Below are 14,464 nucleotides of genomic sequence, written 5' to 3'. Positions count from 1 at the left end.
TCGTACGGGTTGACGACCACCGCGTCGTCCCCCAGCTCCGCGTACGCCCCCGCCTCCCGCGACAGCACCAGCGCGCACCCCGAGTCGGAGACGACCGGCACCTCCTTGGCCACCAGGTTCATCCCGTCCCGGATCGGATTGACCAGCGCCACGTCGGCGATCCGGTACGCCGCCAGCGACCGCGCGAAGTCGTCCTTGACGTGCAGCACCACCGGCCGCCACCCCGCCGTCCCGTACCGCTTGTTGATCTCCTCCGCCACCCGTCGCACCTCGGCGGTGTACTCCCGGTACACGGCGAGGTCCTGCCGCGACGGATACGCGAACGCGAGGTGCACCACCCGCTCGCGCCACTGGGGCCGCTCCTCCAGCAGCTGCCGGTAGGCGAGCAGCCCTCGCACGATGTTCTTGGACAGCTCCGTCCGGTCCACCCGCACGATCGTCTTGCGCGCACCCCCGTCCGGAGCCGCGCCGATCTCCTCGCGCAGCGCCGCCATCCGCTCGAAGACGTCGGCCCGGTGCGACCGCTCCCGCAGGAACTCGGCGTCCGCGCCCAGCCCGTGCACCCCGATCCGGGTGCCGCCGAGCCCGCCGACCAGGGCGTCGCAGCAGCCGGCGAAGGCGTCCGCCCACCGCCGGGTGAGGAAGCCCAGCCGGTCCGCGCCCAGCATCCCGCGCAGCACCTGCTCGGCGATGTCGTCGGGGAGCATCCGGAAGTAGTCCACCGGCGCCCACGGCGTGTGCGAGAAGTGCCCGATCCGCACGTCCGGCCGGAAGTCGCGCAGCATGCCCGGCACGAGCGTCAGGTGGTAGTCCTGCACGAGCACGGCCGCGCCCTCGGCCGCCTCCTCCGCCAGCGCCTGCGCGAAGGCCCGGTTGTAGGCCTCGTACGACGCCCACTGGCGCCGGAACTCCGCGTCGAAGACCGGCTCCAGGGGGGTCTGGTAGAGCATGTGGTGGACGAACCACAGCACCGAGTTGGCGATGCCGTTGTACGCGTCGGAGAAGACGTCCGCGTCGATGTCGAGCATCCGGACCTGCTGTCCGCCGGTCGCCTCCGACGGCAGCCGGCGCCCGCCCTCGAAGCGGCGCGCCGCCTCCCGGTCGGCGTCGCTCAGCGCGGCGCACACCCACACCGCGCCCGCCTCCGGGCCGATCGCGGACAACCCGGAGACCAGCCCTCCGCCTCCGCGTCTGGCGTTCAGCGAGCCGTCCTCGCACACCTCGTACGAAACCGGGCCGCGGTTGGACGCGACCAGCACCTCGGCACCGTGCGTTGAAGCCATGGTCCTCAACCTAGCCCGGCCCGGAAACGCTCAAACGTACGGTTCCGCTTCGTAGACGGCCGGGCACGGCCGGGCCGGGGTTTCGCGCCACGGGCTCGGGGTTTCGCGCCACGGGTTCACGCCACCTGATTCACGCCACCTTCCGGGCCGCGTACTCCGCGATCCCGGTCATGGGCGGCCGCTCCTCGGTGTCCACGGGGTACGTCCGCGGCTCGAAGCCGTTCTCGCCGCGCTCGAACTGGGTGAGCCGGGGGCGGACGAGGTGACCGCGGGCCAGGCGCAGCTGGGCGGTGCGGTAGATCGCGGCGGCCATCCGGCCGAGCGCCTGCCCGTCCTGGTGCCGGTGCCTGCGCACGCCGACGTCGACCTGGGCGAGGGCGTCCAGGCCCACCAGGTGCAGCGCGTCGACCAGCATGCCGAGCTCGACGCCGTAGCCGACGGGGAACGGCAGCTGTTCGAGCAGCGAGCGGCGGGCCGCGTACTCGCCGCCTAGCGGCTGCACGAAGCCGGCCAGCTGCGGCCAGTGCAGGTTGAGCAGCGGGCGCGCCATCAGCTCGGTGACCCGCCCGCCCTGCCCGGCGGTCGTGCCGAGGGGACGGTCGTACATGGCCTTGACCAGGTCGACGCCGGGCTCGGTGAGCAGGGGGCCCACGATGCCGGTGACGAAGTCGGAGGAGAACTCCCTGAGGTCGGCGTCGACGAAGCAGATGACGTCCCCGCGGGTGACGAGCAGGGAGCGCCACAGCACCTCGCCCTTGCCGGGCACGGCCGGCAGGCGCGGCAGGATCTCGTCGCGGTGCACGACCCGTGCGCCCGCGGCGGCGGCCACCGCGGAGGTGCGGTCGGTGGAACCGGAGTCGACGACGACGATCTCGTCGACGAGCGGCGCCCCCTCCACCAGGTCGCGCCGGACGGCGGCGACGATGTCGCCGACCGTCTCCTCCTCGTTCAGCGCGGGCAGCACGACGGAGACCGTCTGGCCGGTGCGCTGCTTGGCGGCCAGGATCTGGCCGAGCGGGCGGTCGGCCACGGACCAGGAACGGGTGGCCAGCCAGCGCTCGACTTCTTCCAGCACGGTCTGCGGCTCCTCACGGGTGTCTCGCGGTTCGGACGACTGTCTCAATGGTCGTGGCCTTCGGTTACAGTCTTGAACAACGCGGACGACCCTCGCATGCCGGGGTCGCCGCTGCCTCACAACCGCATACAGCTCATCCAGAGGGGCAGAGGGACACGGCCCGATGAAGCCCCGGCAACCCTCCAGCCGGTTCTCGTGGACCGCCGGTCGTCGATCGCTGATCGCTGACCGCCGTCGATCGTCTTCGCGAGGCTCCCGGCTAGGGAAGGTGCCAATTCCGTCTCACGGCGAGATGCGCCGTGGGGAAGATGAGGAGAAAGGGCCTCGCCTCACATGGCTGTGCAGACTGTTGCAAGCAGCACCGACTCCACCGCCGACCTCGGCCCCGCCACGGCCCTGAGCTGCCGCGAGTGCGGTCACCGCGTCCCCCTCGGCCCGGTCTTCGCCTGCGAGGAGTGTTTCGGCCCGCTGGAGATCGCCTACGACTTCTCGGCCTACGGCACCGAGGAGCTGCGCAAGAGGATCGAGGCGGGCCCCGCGAACATCTGGCGCTACGCCCCGCTGCTGCCCGTCCCCGCGGACGTGGCCGGCAAGCCGAACCTCAACCCGGGCTGGACCAGGCTCGTCCAGGCCGACCGCCTCGCCCGCGAGCTCGGCGTCGACGCCGGCAAGCTCTTCGTCAAGGACGACTCCGGCAACCCGACGCACTCCTTCAAGGACCGCGTGGTCGCCCAGGCCCTGGAGGCGGCGCGCGCCTTCGGCTTCACCACCCTGTCCTGCTCCTCCACCGGCAACCTCGCCGGCGCCGTCGGCGCCGCCGCCGCCCGCGCCGGCCTGCGCTCCTGCGTGTTCATCCCGCACGACCTGGAGCAGGGCAAGGTCGTCATGGCCGCGGTCTACGGCGGCGAGCTCGTCGGCATCGAGGGCAACTACGACGACGTGAACCGCTTCTGCTCCGAGCTGATCGGCGACCCGGCCGGCGAGGGCTGGGGCTTCGTCAACGTCAACCTGCGGCCGTACTACGCCGAGGGCTCCAAGACGCTGGCGTACGAGATCTGCGAGCAGCTCGGCTGGGAGCTGCCCGACCAGATCGTCGTCCCCGTAGCCTCCGGTTCGCAGCTCACCAAGATCGACAAGGGCCTGCAGGAGCTGATCGGGCTCGGTCTGGTCGAGGACAGGCCGTACAAGATCTTCGGCGCACAGGCCGAGGGCTGCTCCCCGGTGTCCACCGCCTTCAAGGCCGGCCACGACGTCGTACGGCCGCAGAAGCCGGACACCATCGCCAAGTCGCTCGCCATCGGCAACCCGGCCGACGGCCCGTACGTCCTGGACATCGCGCGCCGCACCGGCGGCGCCGTGGAGGACGTGACGGACGAGCAGGTCATGGACGCCATCAAGCTGCTCGCCCGCACCGAGGGCGTCTTCGCGGAGACGGCCGGCGGCGTGACGGTCGGCGTGACGAAGAAGCTGGTCGAGGCCGGCGCCCTCGACCCGACGAAGACCACCGTCGTCCTCAACACCGGCGACGGCCTGAAGACGCTGGACGCGGTGGCGGGCACCGGCCTCACCGCGACGATCCGCCCGACCCTGGACTCCTTCCGAGAGGCTGGCCTCCGATGAGCGTGACCGTTCGTATCCCCACCATCCTTCGCACCTACACCGGCGGCCGGGCCGAGGTCAGTGCCGAAGGGGCGACTCTCGGCGAGGTCATCTCCGACCTGGAGAAGAACCACACGGGCATCGCCGCCCGCGTCCTGGACGACCAGGGCAGGCTGCGCCGCTTCGTCAACGTCTACGTCAACGACGACGACGTCCGGTTCGAGCAGGGGCTGGAGACGGCCACGCCGCACGGCGCGGGCGTCTCGATCATCCCGGCCGTCGCCGGCGGATGACCGTCTTCGCGGACGGTCGTCACCTTCGGTGAGGTGCGTCACCGAGAGTTCATCGGACTGCCCCCTCCGTGAGAGAAGCGGAGGGGGCAATTCTGTGTGATTGAGCGCGGTAGAGTTGGGGAACGCGCCCCTGGTCCCCGAATCCGGAGCCACGAATTCCTGCCGTACGCCCGACAAGAAGTAGCCAAAGTGTGCGGGCTTTTTGTGGCATTTGCCTTTTTTGTGGGGCCCGACTTGCCCTGAATTCGGGCTAATCCTCACTATATTCCGGACCGTTCGCGTCCAGATTTCTCGTCCGATTGACCTGTTGCAGACGGCAGTTGGACAGATACATTCAGCCGCGGTCGACGCGTTCCGGCGCACGCCCCCAATCCATGGGGGGTGAGGTCTGACCCGGGTCCGCGAAGTGTGGATCTGTGCAAGGGCCAGTAATAGGGGAGTTAGGCATGGCTCAGGGCACCGTCAAGTGGTTCAACGCGGAGAAGGGGTACGGCTTCATCGCGGTCGACGGTGGTGCGGACGTCTTCGTCCACTACAGCGCGATCCAGATGGACGGCTACCGCACGCTGGAAGAGGGCCAGCGGGTCGAGTTCGAGATCTCGCAGGGCCAGAAGGGCCCGCAGGCCGACATGGTGCGCGTCACCGCCTGAACGTTCTTCACGCGAAGGGCCCACACCCCGCGGGGTGTGGGCCCTTCGTCCTGTCCCCCTTCACCCCGTTCGCCCCGGGCTGATCCCCCGAAGGCGCTTGCACTCGACCATGCCGAGTGCTAATCATTGGCGTTAGCACTCTGAAGGTGAGAGTGACAACGAAGGACCGGGTCGGTGAGGCCCGCGGGCCGGGTGGGGCAAGGAACCACCGGCCGGCGAGCCGTCCGTCGCGGGCGCGGGCGCGGTCCGAAGGAATCACCCCCAGTCCTGGAGGGACCACTTCACATGGCCAAGATCATCGCGTTCGACGAGGAGGCGCGGCGCGGCCTCGAGCGCGGCATGAACCAGCTCGCGGACGCCGTCAAGGTGACCCTCGGCCCCAAGGGCCGCAACGTCGTCCTCGAGAAGAAGTGGGGCGCCCCCACGATCACCAACGACGGCGTCTCCATCGCCAAGGAGATCGAGCTCGAGGACCCGTACGAGAAGATCGGCGCCGAGCTGGTCAAGGAAGTCGCCAAGAAGACGGACGACGTCGCCGGTGACGGTACGACCACCGCGACCGTGCTGGCCCAGGCCCTGGTCAAGGAAGGCCTGCGCAACGTCGCCGCCGGCGCCAACCCGATGGCCCTGAAGCGCGGTATCGAGAAGGCCGTCGAGGCCGTCTCCGCCGCCCTGCTCGACCAGGCCAAGGAGGTCGAGACCAAGGAGCAGATCGCCTCCACCGCCTCCATCTCCGCCGCCGACACCCAGATCGGCGAGCTCATCGCCGAGGCCATGGACAAGGTCGGCAAGGAAGGCGTCATCACCGTCGAGGAGTCGCAGACCTTCGGTCTGGAGCTCGAGCTCACCGAGGGCATGCGCTTCGACAAGGGCTACATCTCCGCCTACTTCGCGACCGACATGGAGCGCATGGAGGCGTCGCTCGAGGACCCGTACATCCTCATCGCCAACTCCAAGATCTCCTCGGTCAAGGACCTGCTCCCGCTGCTGGAGAAGGTCATGCAGTCGGGCAAGCCGCTGCTGATCATCGCCGAGGACGTCGAGGGCGAGGCCCTGTCGACCCTGGTCGTCAACAAGATCCGCGGCACCTTCAAGTCCGTCGCCGTCAAGGCCCCGGGCTTCGGCGACCGCCGCAAGGCCATGCTCGGCGACATCGCCATCCTCACGGGCGGCGAGGTCATCTCCGAGGAGGTCGGCCTCAAGCTGGAGAACGCGACCCTGGACCTCCTGGGCCGCGCCCGCAAGGTCGTCATCACCAAGGACGAGACCACCATCGTCGACGGCGCCGGCTCCGCCGACCAGGTCGCGGGCCGCGTGAACCAGATCCGCGCCGAGATCGAGAACAGCGACTCCGACTACGACCGCGAGAAGCTGCAGGAGCGCCTGGCCAAGCTCGCCGGCGGTGTCGCGGTCATCAAGGCCGGTGCCGCCACCGAGGTGGAGCTCAAGGAGCGCAAGCACCGCATCGAGGACGCCGTGCGCAACGCCAAGGCGGCCGTCGAGGAGGGCATCGTCGCCGGCGGTGGCGTGGCCCTGCTGCAGACCACCGGCGTCTTCGAGAAGCTGGAGCTCGAGGGTGACGAGGCGACCGGCGCCAACGCCGTGAAGCTGGCCCTGGAGGCCCCGCTGAAGCAGATCGCCGTCAACGGTGGTCTCGAGGGCGGCGTCGTCGTGGAGAAGGTGCGCAACCTGACCGTCGGCCACGGTCTGAACGCCGCCACCGGCGAGTACGTCGACATGATCGCCGAGGGCATCATCGACCCGGCGAAGGTGACCCGTTCCGCCCTGCAGAACGCCGCCTCCATCGCCGCGCTGTTCCTCACCACCGAGGCCGTCATCGCCGACAAGCCGGAGAAGGCCGCCGCGCCGGCCGGCGGCGGCATGCCGGGCGGTGACATGGACTTCTGATCCTCCTTCGAGGATCGGATCCGTCCGTCACGTACCGAGGGCGGCACCCCTGTTCGCGCAGGGGTGCCGCCCTCGGCGTGTTCCGGGTCACAACCGGGAAGCGGCGGAATGCCATGACGGGTGGGGCAGTTGACACCAGTGCGCAATTGATGCGTGTGCACATACTGCCTGGTATCCGACCGATTCCGAGGAGCCCCCACGTGACCGTCACCGCTTCAGAGTCCGCGCCCGACGCCGAGTCCGCCTCCCGCGCGGCGCGGGTCCTCTCCCGCCCCGTCGCGCTGAACGGCCTCACCGTCCCCAATCGGATCGTGATGGCACCGATGACCCGCATGTTCTCGCCGGGCGGCGTCCCGGGCGAGGACGTGCTGTCGTACTACGCCCGCCGCGCCGCCGCCGGTGTCGGGCTGATCGTCACCGAAGGCACGTACGTGGGGCACGACTCGGCCGGTGAGAGCAGCCGGGTGCCGCGGTTCCACGGCGAGGAGCAGCTGGCCGGCTGGGCGAGGGTCGCCGAGGCCGTGCACGCGGCGGGCGGCACGATCGTGCCGCAGCTGTGGCACATCGGCATGGTCCGCAAGCCGAACCGGCCGCCGTTCCCGGACGCGCCGCCGGTCGGCCCCTCCGGGCTGCGCGTCGGCGAGTCCGAGGTCACCGGAAAGGCGATGACGCAGAAGGACGTCGACGACGTCGTCGGCGCGTTCGCCGAGGCGGCCGCCGCCGCGGAGCGCATCGGCTTCGACGGCGTGGAACTGCACGGCGCCCACGGCTACCTGATCGACCAGTTCCTCTGGGCCGGCACCAACCGCCGCACCGACGCCTACGGCGGCGACCCGGTGGCCCGGACGAAGTTCGCCGCCGAGATCGTGGCGGCGGTCCGCGCGTCCGTCTCGCCGGAGTTCCCCGTCATTTTCCGGTACTCGCAGTGGAAGGGGGACGCCTACGACGCCCGCCTGGCCGAGACCCCGGAGGAGCTGGAGGCGGTCCTGACCCCGCTCGCGGCGGCCGGCGTGGACGTCTTCCACGCCTCCACGCGCCGCTACTGGCTGCCCGAGTTCGAGGGCTCGGACCTCAACCTGGCGGGCTGGACGAAGAAACTGACGGGCAGGCAGGTCATCTCCGTCGGCTCGGTCGGCCTGGACGGCGACTTCGTCAAGGCGTTCCAGGGGGAGGGCGCGCCGCTCGGCAGCCTGGACAACCTGCTGGACCGCATGGAGCGCGACGAGTTCGACCTGGTGGCCGTGGGCCGCGCGCTGCTGCAGGACCCCGAGTGGGCGGCGAAGGTCCTCGGCGGCCGGTTCGAGGAGCTCAGGCCGTACGACGCGGCGTCGCTGCAGACGCTCAGCTGAGGCGAGGGGCCGGGGGCAGGGGCACGCGCCCTACAGGTTGCCCATCGGCTCGATGTCGGCCCGCACGGGGTGGCCCCAGATCCGCACCACCTCGTAGTCGGTGAACTCGTGCACGAGCCGGTAGGCCATCGCGGCCCGCGCCCCCCGGCGCTGGGCGTTGATGAACAGCTCCGCCTCGCGCCGGTCCCGCCGCGGGGTTCCGCACAACTGCCACTCCCGCCCGTTCCACAGCTCCGGCAGCCACCGCTGCTGGGGCTGCGGCCGGTCCCCGCGTACCCCGTAGCGGGAGGGGGCGCGGTCGGCGGGCTCGGCGGCCGGACGGTCGTACGACGGATACGCCCCGTCGACCTCGGACCGCCGGGCGGCCCGCCGCCGGGTCTCGCACAGCAGACAGAGATCGGGCGCGTCCTCGTCGACGGGCCCGCCCGGATGCTCGGGACACCGCGTGGCGGGCGCGGCCGAGGTGACGGTCTCCTCCAGCAGATCGAGCGCACGCCGGAGATCCGCCTTCACCTCGTGCAGCTTGGCATCGGGCGTGTCGGCGGCCAGGGCCTCGCCGTGCTCTCCGAGCAGACGCAGGGCACGGCCGAGGGCGGTGAGCTGGGCGTGGTTCATGGTGCCTCCAGCGTAGGGCCCCGGGCCGGCCCCTCAGCGTCCCGCTTCCTCCAGGGCGGCGCGCAGGTGCCCGTCCGATCGCTCCAGCAGGCGGGCCGCCGTGGGGCCGTCCACGTCGGCGAGCAGGGTCAGGATCGCGTTCTTGACCTCGCCGTCCGTGGCCGCCAGGGCCCGTTCGACCTCGTCGTCCGGTGCGCCCGTGGCGAGGGCGACGATGCGGCGGGAGCGGGCGCGGAGCTTGTCGTTGGAGGCGCGTACGTCGACCATCAGGTTGCCGTAGGTCTTGCCCAGGCGGACCATCGTGATCGTCGAGATCATGTTCAGGACCAGCTTCTGGGCCGTGCCGGCCTTCAGACGGGTGGAGCCGGTGATCAGCTCGGGGCCGACGACGATCTCGATGCCGTGCTCGGCGGCGGCCGCCAGCGCGCTGTCCGCGTTGCAGGCCAGACCGACGGTCAGGGCGCCCAGCCCACGGGCGTGCTCCACCGCGCCGATGGCGTAGGGGGTGCGGCCGGAGGCGGAGACGCCGACCACCGTGTCGTCCGGCGTGAGCCCCAGGGCGTCGAGGGCCTCGACCGCCAGTTCCCTGGAGTCCTCCGCGCCCTCGACCGACGTCACCATGGCCTCGGGGCCGCCCGCGATCAGGCCGACCACCTGCGACGGCTCGGTGTTGAAGGTCGGCGGGCACTCCGAGGCGTCCAGCACGCCCAGCCGCCCCGCCGTGCCCGCGCCGGCGTAGATCAGCCGGCCGCCGCGGGCCATGCGCCGCGCGACCGCGTCGATCGCGGCGGCGATCTGCGGCAGCCGCTCGGCGACGGCGGCCGGCACGGTGGTGTCCTCGGCGTTCATCAGCCGCGCGATCTCCAGCGTGGGCAGCCGGTCGATCTCCGCCAGCTCGGGACGGAACGCCTCGGTCGTCAGCGACTCCAACTCGGCGCGCAGCTCGCGGTAGTGGGGGGTGGAGGTCATGAAGGACGGCTCTCTTCGTGCGATGCGGTGCGGTGCGATGCGGTACGGCTGACCGTGCTGGTCCCTGTTCGTTCCCCGGCTACGCGTGCCGGGTCCCGCCCCGCGGGCTGTGCCGGTGGGCCAGGGCCTCGTACGACGCCGCCAGCGCCGGCGCCGCCGTCTCGTACGTCCGCTGCGCCACCCCGACGAACAGGCAGTCCACCACCAGCAGTTGACTGGTCCGGGAGGACATCGCCGCCGGGCGCAGCTCGCTCTCGCGGGCGGTGGAGGTGGTCAGGACGTGGTCGGCGTACTGCGTGACGGGCGCGTCCGGCCGGCCGGTGATCGCGACGGTGGTCGCGCCGCGCTCGAAGGCCACCCGCAGCGGCTCGATCACGTCCCCGGTCGAGCCCGAGTGGGTGATCGCGATCGCCACGTCGCCGGCGCGCAGCTGCACCGCGTTGGTGACGGCGAGGTGCGGGTCGCCGGGGGCGTGGGCCATCAGCCCTATGCGCAGCAGCTTCTGGGTGAGGTCCTGGGCGACCAGGCCGGAGGCGCCGATGCCGTAGACGTCGGTGCGGCGGGCGGAGGCCAGGGCGGCGACGGCCGCGCCGAGCTGGACCGTGTCGAGGCCGGCGGCGGTGTCGGCGAGGGTCTGCTGCTCGTCGTAGGCGAGTTTGGCGACGACGTCGGCGATGGGGTCGTCCACCGCGATGTCGGTCGTGATGGCGGGCGCGCGCCCCGACTGCTGCTGGGCGGCCAGGCCGGCGAGCGCCAGGCGCAGGTCCCGGTAACCCGGATAGCCCAGCAGGCGGGCGGTGCGTACGACGGTCGCCTCGCTGGTGCCGGTGAGCTCGGCGAGGCCGGTGACCGTGAGGGCCGCGCAGCCGGCCGGGTCACCCGCGACGGCCTCGGCGACGCGCTGCATGGAGCGGGTCATCGAGGGCGCGAGCGTGCGCACCTTGGCCGCGAGGGCGGCGGGGGCCGGGGGCGTGCTGCCGTGGGTGCCCGCGCGTGCGAAAATTTCCTTCACATCCTGGGTCACACCATGAAAGATATTTTCCGTTCGGCGGTGGCGTCAACAGTACGCACAATGGAGACATGACAGACCCCGTCAGCCCCCTGGAGCAGGCCCTGCACGCCGCCCGCGCCCTCGTCCTCGCCGACCTGGTCGCGAGCGAGGTCGCCAAGGCCGACGTGGTCTCGCTCGTGGAGGACTCCGTCGCCCAGCGCCGCTGGTGGGTCGAGCAGTGGCCGGACGGCGCGCAGTTCGTGGCCGGGCTGGTCGCGCAGGACGTCCAGGACGCCCTCCTGGAGCGCTACGGTCGCTGGCCGCTGTGCCCGGTGTGCGGCTACGGCGACCCGCACGCGTTGGACGTCGAGCCCGAACTCGGCCCCGACCCGCACTGGGTGTGCTCCGAGGCGGGCGTGAAGGTGGCGCCGGTGGGTGGACTGGCGGAGGCGACCGGCGGCGGGGAGCCGTCGTCGTGACGGCGCTCCACCGGACGGCCGCACCGTGACCCTCTACATCGACCCGCCCGCCTGGCCGGGCCACGGCCGCATGTGGTCCCACCTGGTCAGCGACGTCTCCTACGACGAACTGCACCTCTTCGCCGCCGGGTTGGGCGTGCCCCGGCGCGCCTTCGAACGGGACCACTACGACCTGCCCGCCCACCGCTACGCCGACGCGGTGGCGGCCGGCGCGGTCGAGGTCAGCAGCCGGGAGGTGGTACGGCTGCTGTACGCCGCCGGGCTGCGGCGGCCCAAACACCGTGTTCAGGGCCGGATTTCGTAGACGTACTCGGCGCCGTCCTCCGTGACGCGGGTGAACCCGGCCCGGGTGACGACGTTCTGCGAGGGCGTGTTCTCCCGGGCGATGACGGCGGCCACCGTCCGTACGCCGTCCTGCGCCAGCGCCCACGCCGACAGCGCGCGCAGCGCCTCGGTGGCGTAGCCGTTCCCGCGGGCGCCCACCACGAGGTCGTAGCCGACCTCCACACGGCCGGCCTCGTCCGGGGCGCCGTGGAACCCCATGGCGCCCACCGCGCGGTCGTCCTCGCGCCGCACCAGCACGTACATGCCCCACCGCGGATGGAACGCCCCGTCCTCGTACTGCTTGGCCACGAGTCCGGCGCCCACGCGGGTGCCGTCGGCCGGGCTCGAGCCCACCCACTCCAGGCCGCCGTCGCCGCCGCTGCTCAGATCGCGGGCGACGGCGGGGGTGACGCCCTCCAGAATCAGCCGTTCGGTGGGGAGGACGGGCGGATTGCTCCACCGCCACTCGGTGACCGCCTCGCGGCCGGGCAGCTCACCGCGGCCGGTGGCCCACAGCAGCGTCGGCCAGGGCGCGGCGCCCGGCCGGACGTGCGGGAACAGCCGGGTCAGCACGTCCTCGCACAGCTCGGCGGGCGGCTCGTACGCCAGCCTCAGGCCGGTGGCGATGTCGTGCGTGTGCAGCAGCACCTCGGCGACGCCCATCGCGGCGAATCCCTCGCGGTTCGCGCTGCGGAAGGGGTACGGGTGGAAGGCCCGGACCGCGCGCGGGGTGGTGCGCACGGCCGCGACGAGCAGCGCGCCGGTCGTCTCGATCACGTCCAGGACGTCCGCGTTCCCGGTGCCCTCGTCGAGGGCGACCTCGAAGGGGGCGCCCGCGTCCTTGGCGCGTCCGGCCAGCCGCCCCGCGTAGTTGATGAGATCGCTCGCGATGTGCTCCGCCGTCCGCCGGCAGCTCCACTCCAGCCGCCCGGCCCGCACCCCGTCCCAGTCCCGGTCCGCCGCCGTCCGCAGCAGCGCCACGGCGTCCGCGACGGCCCGCTCCACCTGTTCCCCGCCCCATGCACGCATACGGCGCAGGGTAGGCGCGGCGGGGCCGTCAGAGCGACAGCATTTCCCATTCGGAGCCGATGTTGTAGCGGGCGGTGGCCTCCCAGTGTTCCGCCCCGTACGGGGTGCGGAACAGGCGGGGCAGGGCGAGGAGCCGCCGCAGGATCGCGGCACGGCCCTCGCGGAAGGCGTCGTTCGGAATGAAGTGATACTCCTCCCGGACGCCGGCCGTGTAGGCGGCGTACGCCGACGGGGGCGCGGCGAGGATCGCCAGGTCGGCGTCGCACAGCACCTGGCCGTTCCGGTCGTCCTCGGCCGGGTCGTGGCCGACGGTGAGGCGGACGAGGCGGGCGACTTCGGCGGTCTTCTCCTGCGGCACTCCGGCTTCCGGCAGCGCGCGCTCCGCGAGCCGGGCCGAGCGCTCCTCGTTCTCGGAGCGTTCGGGCAGGTACACGGCGTCGTGGAACCAGGCCGCCAGCCGGACCGCGTCCGGATCGCCAGCGTACTTCTCCAGCACGTCGACGCGGTCGAGGACGGCGGTCAGGTGCGTGAGCGTGTGGTAGTGCCGCTGCGGCTCCTGCCAGCGCCCGAGCAGGTTGTCGGCGTACGGCACCGGGTCGGGACCGCCACCGGGGCCTCGGGCACCTTCGAGAGCACGGGTCCAGCGGGCGCGCAGGGCGTCGAGATCGGCCATACCGCCATTGTCGCTGTTGCCGTCCGGTCGGCTGGAAAGGTCGAGCTCGGCTCGTACCGTCTTGCCCGGACGCCCCCCTCCCCTGAGCTCGACGGATCAATGGAATCCTGCGGGCACAGGCGCTGTCCCCTGTCGAATCCGTGCGCCACATCGGGAAGTTGCTGCAAGGAGGCCTGTGAACACCGAGCAGTTCGAGGCACAGTCGCTCCGCTGGTTCAAGTCCAGCTACAGCGGTGGCGCGGGCGGCGAGTGCATAGAGGTCGCGGCCCTCCCCGCCTCCGTCCACGTCCGCGACTCCAAGGACACCACCCGAGGCACCTTCACGGTGGCCCCCGCTGCCTGGTCCGCCTTCGTCGCCCGCACCGGCCGCCGTCACTGACCGAAAACCGTCGTCAACATGACGTGACGGTCGGCTTGCCCCTCATCGGCCGGCCTTGGCAGCGTCGGCGGTAGCGAACAAAACACGGTGCATATGGCTGCACCAGGTCCTGGGGCCGCTCCTTCGGGAGCGGCCCGAGTGCTTTCCCTCGTGTGCACGGCGACAGCCGACGCAGGACGGGGCAAGCACTAGCGTGGACGTCATGACGACTCCTGCGGATGTGCACCAGGTGCGAGACCCTGAGCTGCCCGGGCGGCTGCTCACCATGGAACGGGACCTACTGGTCCCGCTGCTGCGAGGTAGGGACGACGCGGACTTCGCGTTGCCGGTCGTGGCCTGTCCGGGCTGGACGGTGCGGGATGTGCTGGCGCACTGCTCGGCCGCGTTGACGCGGGTGGTGGAGGCCCGGTTCGAGAAAGGGGTGTTCTCGCCCGCGTCCAACGACCGGGACATCGCCGAGCGGGCCGGGTGGAGCAACCGGCGTGTCGTGGACGAGCTGGAGCGCGGGATGACCAAGGCGGGGCCGATGATCGCCAAGGCGGGTGGGGTGCTTGACATCCTCGCACTGGGTGAGTGGGTGCACGCCGGGGACGTACGGGTCACGTTCGGGGAGCCGGACGCGTATGCGGGCGCCGGGCTGCCGTACGCGCTCGCTCTGCTGGCGCACGTGACGCGTGAGAAGGGCCATCTGCCGCTGCACGCCGACCTCGACGACGCGGACGAGCCGCTGCGGCTGGGCGACGTCTCGGGGGAGCAGCCCCCGGCGCGCTACATCGGGGACGGCGCGACGCTCGTACGGCTGTATGCGGGGCGGCCGGCGGACGGGGCGTCGTACGAGCTGGCCGGGG

16 protein-coding genes and 1 riboswitch are annotated in these 14,464 nt (G+C 71.7%); of the genes, 9 read left to right on the top strand and 7 right to left on the bottom strand.

Annotation, left to right across the window (positions count from 1 at the left end; translation table 11 throughout):
* Nucleotides 1-1,283, bottom strand: a 1,283-nt coding sequence (locus tag C1I97_RS16160; RefSeq protein WP_111003924.1) for an alpha,alpha-trehalose-phosphate synthase (UDP-forming), incomplete at its 3' end; no start/stop codon positions are given.
* A gap of 130 nt (nucleotides 1,284-1,413) precedes the next feature.
* A complete protein-coding gene (locus tag C1I97_RS16155) occupies nucleotides 1,414-2,358 on the bottom strand; it encodes a glucosyl-3-phosphoglycerate synthase (RefSeq protein ID WP_111003922.1) in 945 nt (314 codons plus the stop codon).
* 130 nt (nucleotides 2,359-2,488) lie between these two features.
* Nucleotides 2,489-2,673: riboswitch (SAM riboswitch) on the top strand.
* A gap of 18 nt (nucleotides 2,674-2,691) precedes the next feature.
* On the opposite strand from C1I97_RS16155, the gene thrC reads away from it, so the two are divergent.
* From thrC to C1I97_RS16130, 5 genes are all read left to right on the top strand, one after another.
* Nucleotides 2,692-3,978 (top strand): threonine synthase, encoded by a 1,287-nt coding sequence (thrC, locus tag C1I97_RS16150; protein ID WP_111003921.1) that lies wholly within the window; start codon nucleotides 2,692-2,694, stop codon nucleotides 3,976-3,978.
* Nucleotides 3,975-4,250, top strand: a complete 276-nt coding sequence (locus tag C1I97_RS16145; RefSeq protein WP_111003920.1) for a MoaD/ThiS family protein — start codon at nucleotides 3,975-3,977, stop codon at nucleotides 4,248-4,250. The genes thrC and C1I97_RS16145 overlap by 4 nt, the downstream gene beginning before the upstream one ends.
* Nucleotides 4,251-4,696: 446 nt before the next feature.
* Nucleotides 4,697-4,900 (top strand): cold-shock protein, encoded by a 204-nt coding sequence (locus C1I97_RS16140; protein ID WP_004986573.1) that lies wholly within the window; start codon nucleotides 4,697-4,699, stop codon nucleotides 4,898-4,900.
* A 285-nt stretch (nucleotides 4,901-5,185) separates the two neighbouring features.
* A complete protein-coding gene (groL, locus tag C1I97_RS16135) occupies nucleotides 5,186-6,808 on the top strand; it encodes a chaperonin GroEL (RefSeq protein WP_111003919.1) in 1,623 nt (540 codons plus the stop codon).
* A gap of 200 nt (nucleotides 6,809-7,008) precedes the next feature.
* Nucleotides 7,009-8,157, top strand: coding sequence for an NADH:flavin oxidoreductase (locus C1I97_RS16130; RefSeq protein WP_258382594.1), 1,149 nt, complete (start codon nucleotides 7,009-7,011; stop codon nucleotides 8,155-8,157).
* A 30-nt stretch (nucleotides 8,158-8,187) separates the two neighbouring features.
* On the opposite strand, the gene C1I97_RS16125 is transcribed toward C1I97_RS16130, so the two are convergent.
* The 3 genes from C1I97_RS16125 to C1I97_RS16115 all read right to left on the bottom strand — a co-directional run bounded on the left by C1I97_RS16125 (nucleotide 8,188) and on the right by C1I97_RS16115 (nucleotide 10,765).
* Nucleotides 8,188-8,772: a hypothetical protein gene (locus tag C1I97_RS16125; RefSeq protein WP_111003917.1), complete on the bottom strand. Its 585-nt coding sequence runs from the start codon at nucleotides 8,770-8,772 to the stop codon at nucleotides 8,188-8,190.
* Nucleotides 8,773-8,805: 33 nt separating this feature from the next.
* A complete protein-coding gene (murQ, locus tag C1I97_RS16120) occupies nucleotides 8,806-9,741 on the bottom strand; it encodes an N-acetylmuramic acid 6-phosphate etherase (protein ID WP_111003916.1) in 936 nt (311 codons plus the stop codon).
* Between the two features lie 79 nt (nucleotides 9,742-9,820).
* Entirely contained in the window at nucleotides 9,821-10,765 is a 945-nt protein-coding gene (locus C1I97_RS16115) for a MurR/RpiR family transcriptional regulator (RefSeq protein ID WP_111003915.1), read from the bottom strand.
* Nucleotides 10,766-10,821: 56 nt separating this feature from the next.
* On the opposite strand from C1I97_RS16115, the gene C1I97_RS16110 reads away from it, so the two are divergent.
* On the top strand, nucleotides 10,822-11,211 hold the full coding sequence (locus C1I97_RS16110) for a hypothetical protein (RefSeq protein WP_073950815.1): 390 nt from the start codon (nucleotides 10,822-10,824) through the stop codon (nucleotides 11,209-11,211).
* A gap of 25 nt (nucleotides 11,212-11,236) precedes the next feature.
* On the top strand, nucleotides 11,237-11,515 hold the full coding sequence (locus C1I97_RS16105) for a DUF4031 domain-containing protein (protein ID WP_111003914.1): 279 nt from the start codon (nucleotides 11,237-11,239) through the stop codon (nucleotides 11,513-11,515).
* Here C1I97_RS16105 and C1I97_RS16100 read toward each other — a convergent pair.
* A complete protein-coding gene (locus C1I97_RS16100) occupies nucleotides 11,497-12,564 on the bottom strand; it encodes a GNAT family N-acetyltransferase (RefSeq protein WP_441349120.1) in 1,068 nt (355 codons plus the stop codon). The genes C1I97_RS16105 and C1I97_RS16100 overlap by 19 nt on opposite strands.
* Before the next feature lie 28 nt (nucleotides 12,565-12,592).
* Nucleotides 12,593-13,237: an HD domain-containing protein gene (locus C1I97_RS16095; RefSeq protein ID WP_111003912.1), complete on the bottom strand. Its 645-nt coding sequence runs from the start codon at nucleotides 13,235-13,237 to the stop codon at nucleotides 12,593-12,595.
* A 175-nt stretch (nucleotides 13,238-13,412) separates the two neighbouring features.
* On the opposite strand from C1I97_RS16095, the gene C1I97_RS16090 reads away from it, so the two are divergent.
* On the top strand, nucleotides 13,413-13,616 hold the full coding sequence (locus C1I97_RS16090) for a DUF397 domain-containing protein (protein WP_111003911.1): 204 nt from the start codon (nucleotides 13,413-13,415) through the stop codon (nucleotides 13,614-13,616).
* Between the two features lie 202 nt (nucleotides 13,617-13,818).
* Nucleotides 13,819-14,464, top strand: a 646-nt coding sequence (locus tag C1I97_RS16085; protein ID WP_111003923.1) for a maleylpyruvate isomerase family mycothiol-dependent enzyme, incomplete at its 3' end; no start/stop codon positions are given.

It is taken from the genome of Streptomyces sp. NTH33 (assembly GCF_003236365.1).
In the GTDB taxonomy this organism is placed as follows: Bacteria; Actinomycetota; Actinomycetes; order Streptomycetales; family Streptomycetaceae; genus Streptomyces.
The sequence above is the reverse complement of the archived record's forward strand: the minus strand, read 5'-3'. Positions and strand labels throughout refer to the sequence as shown.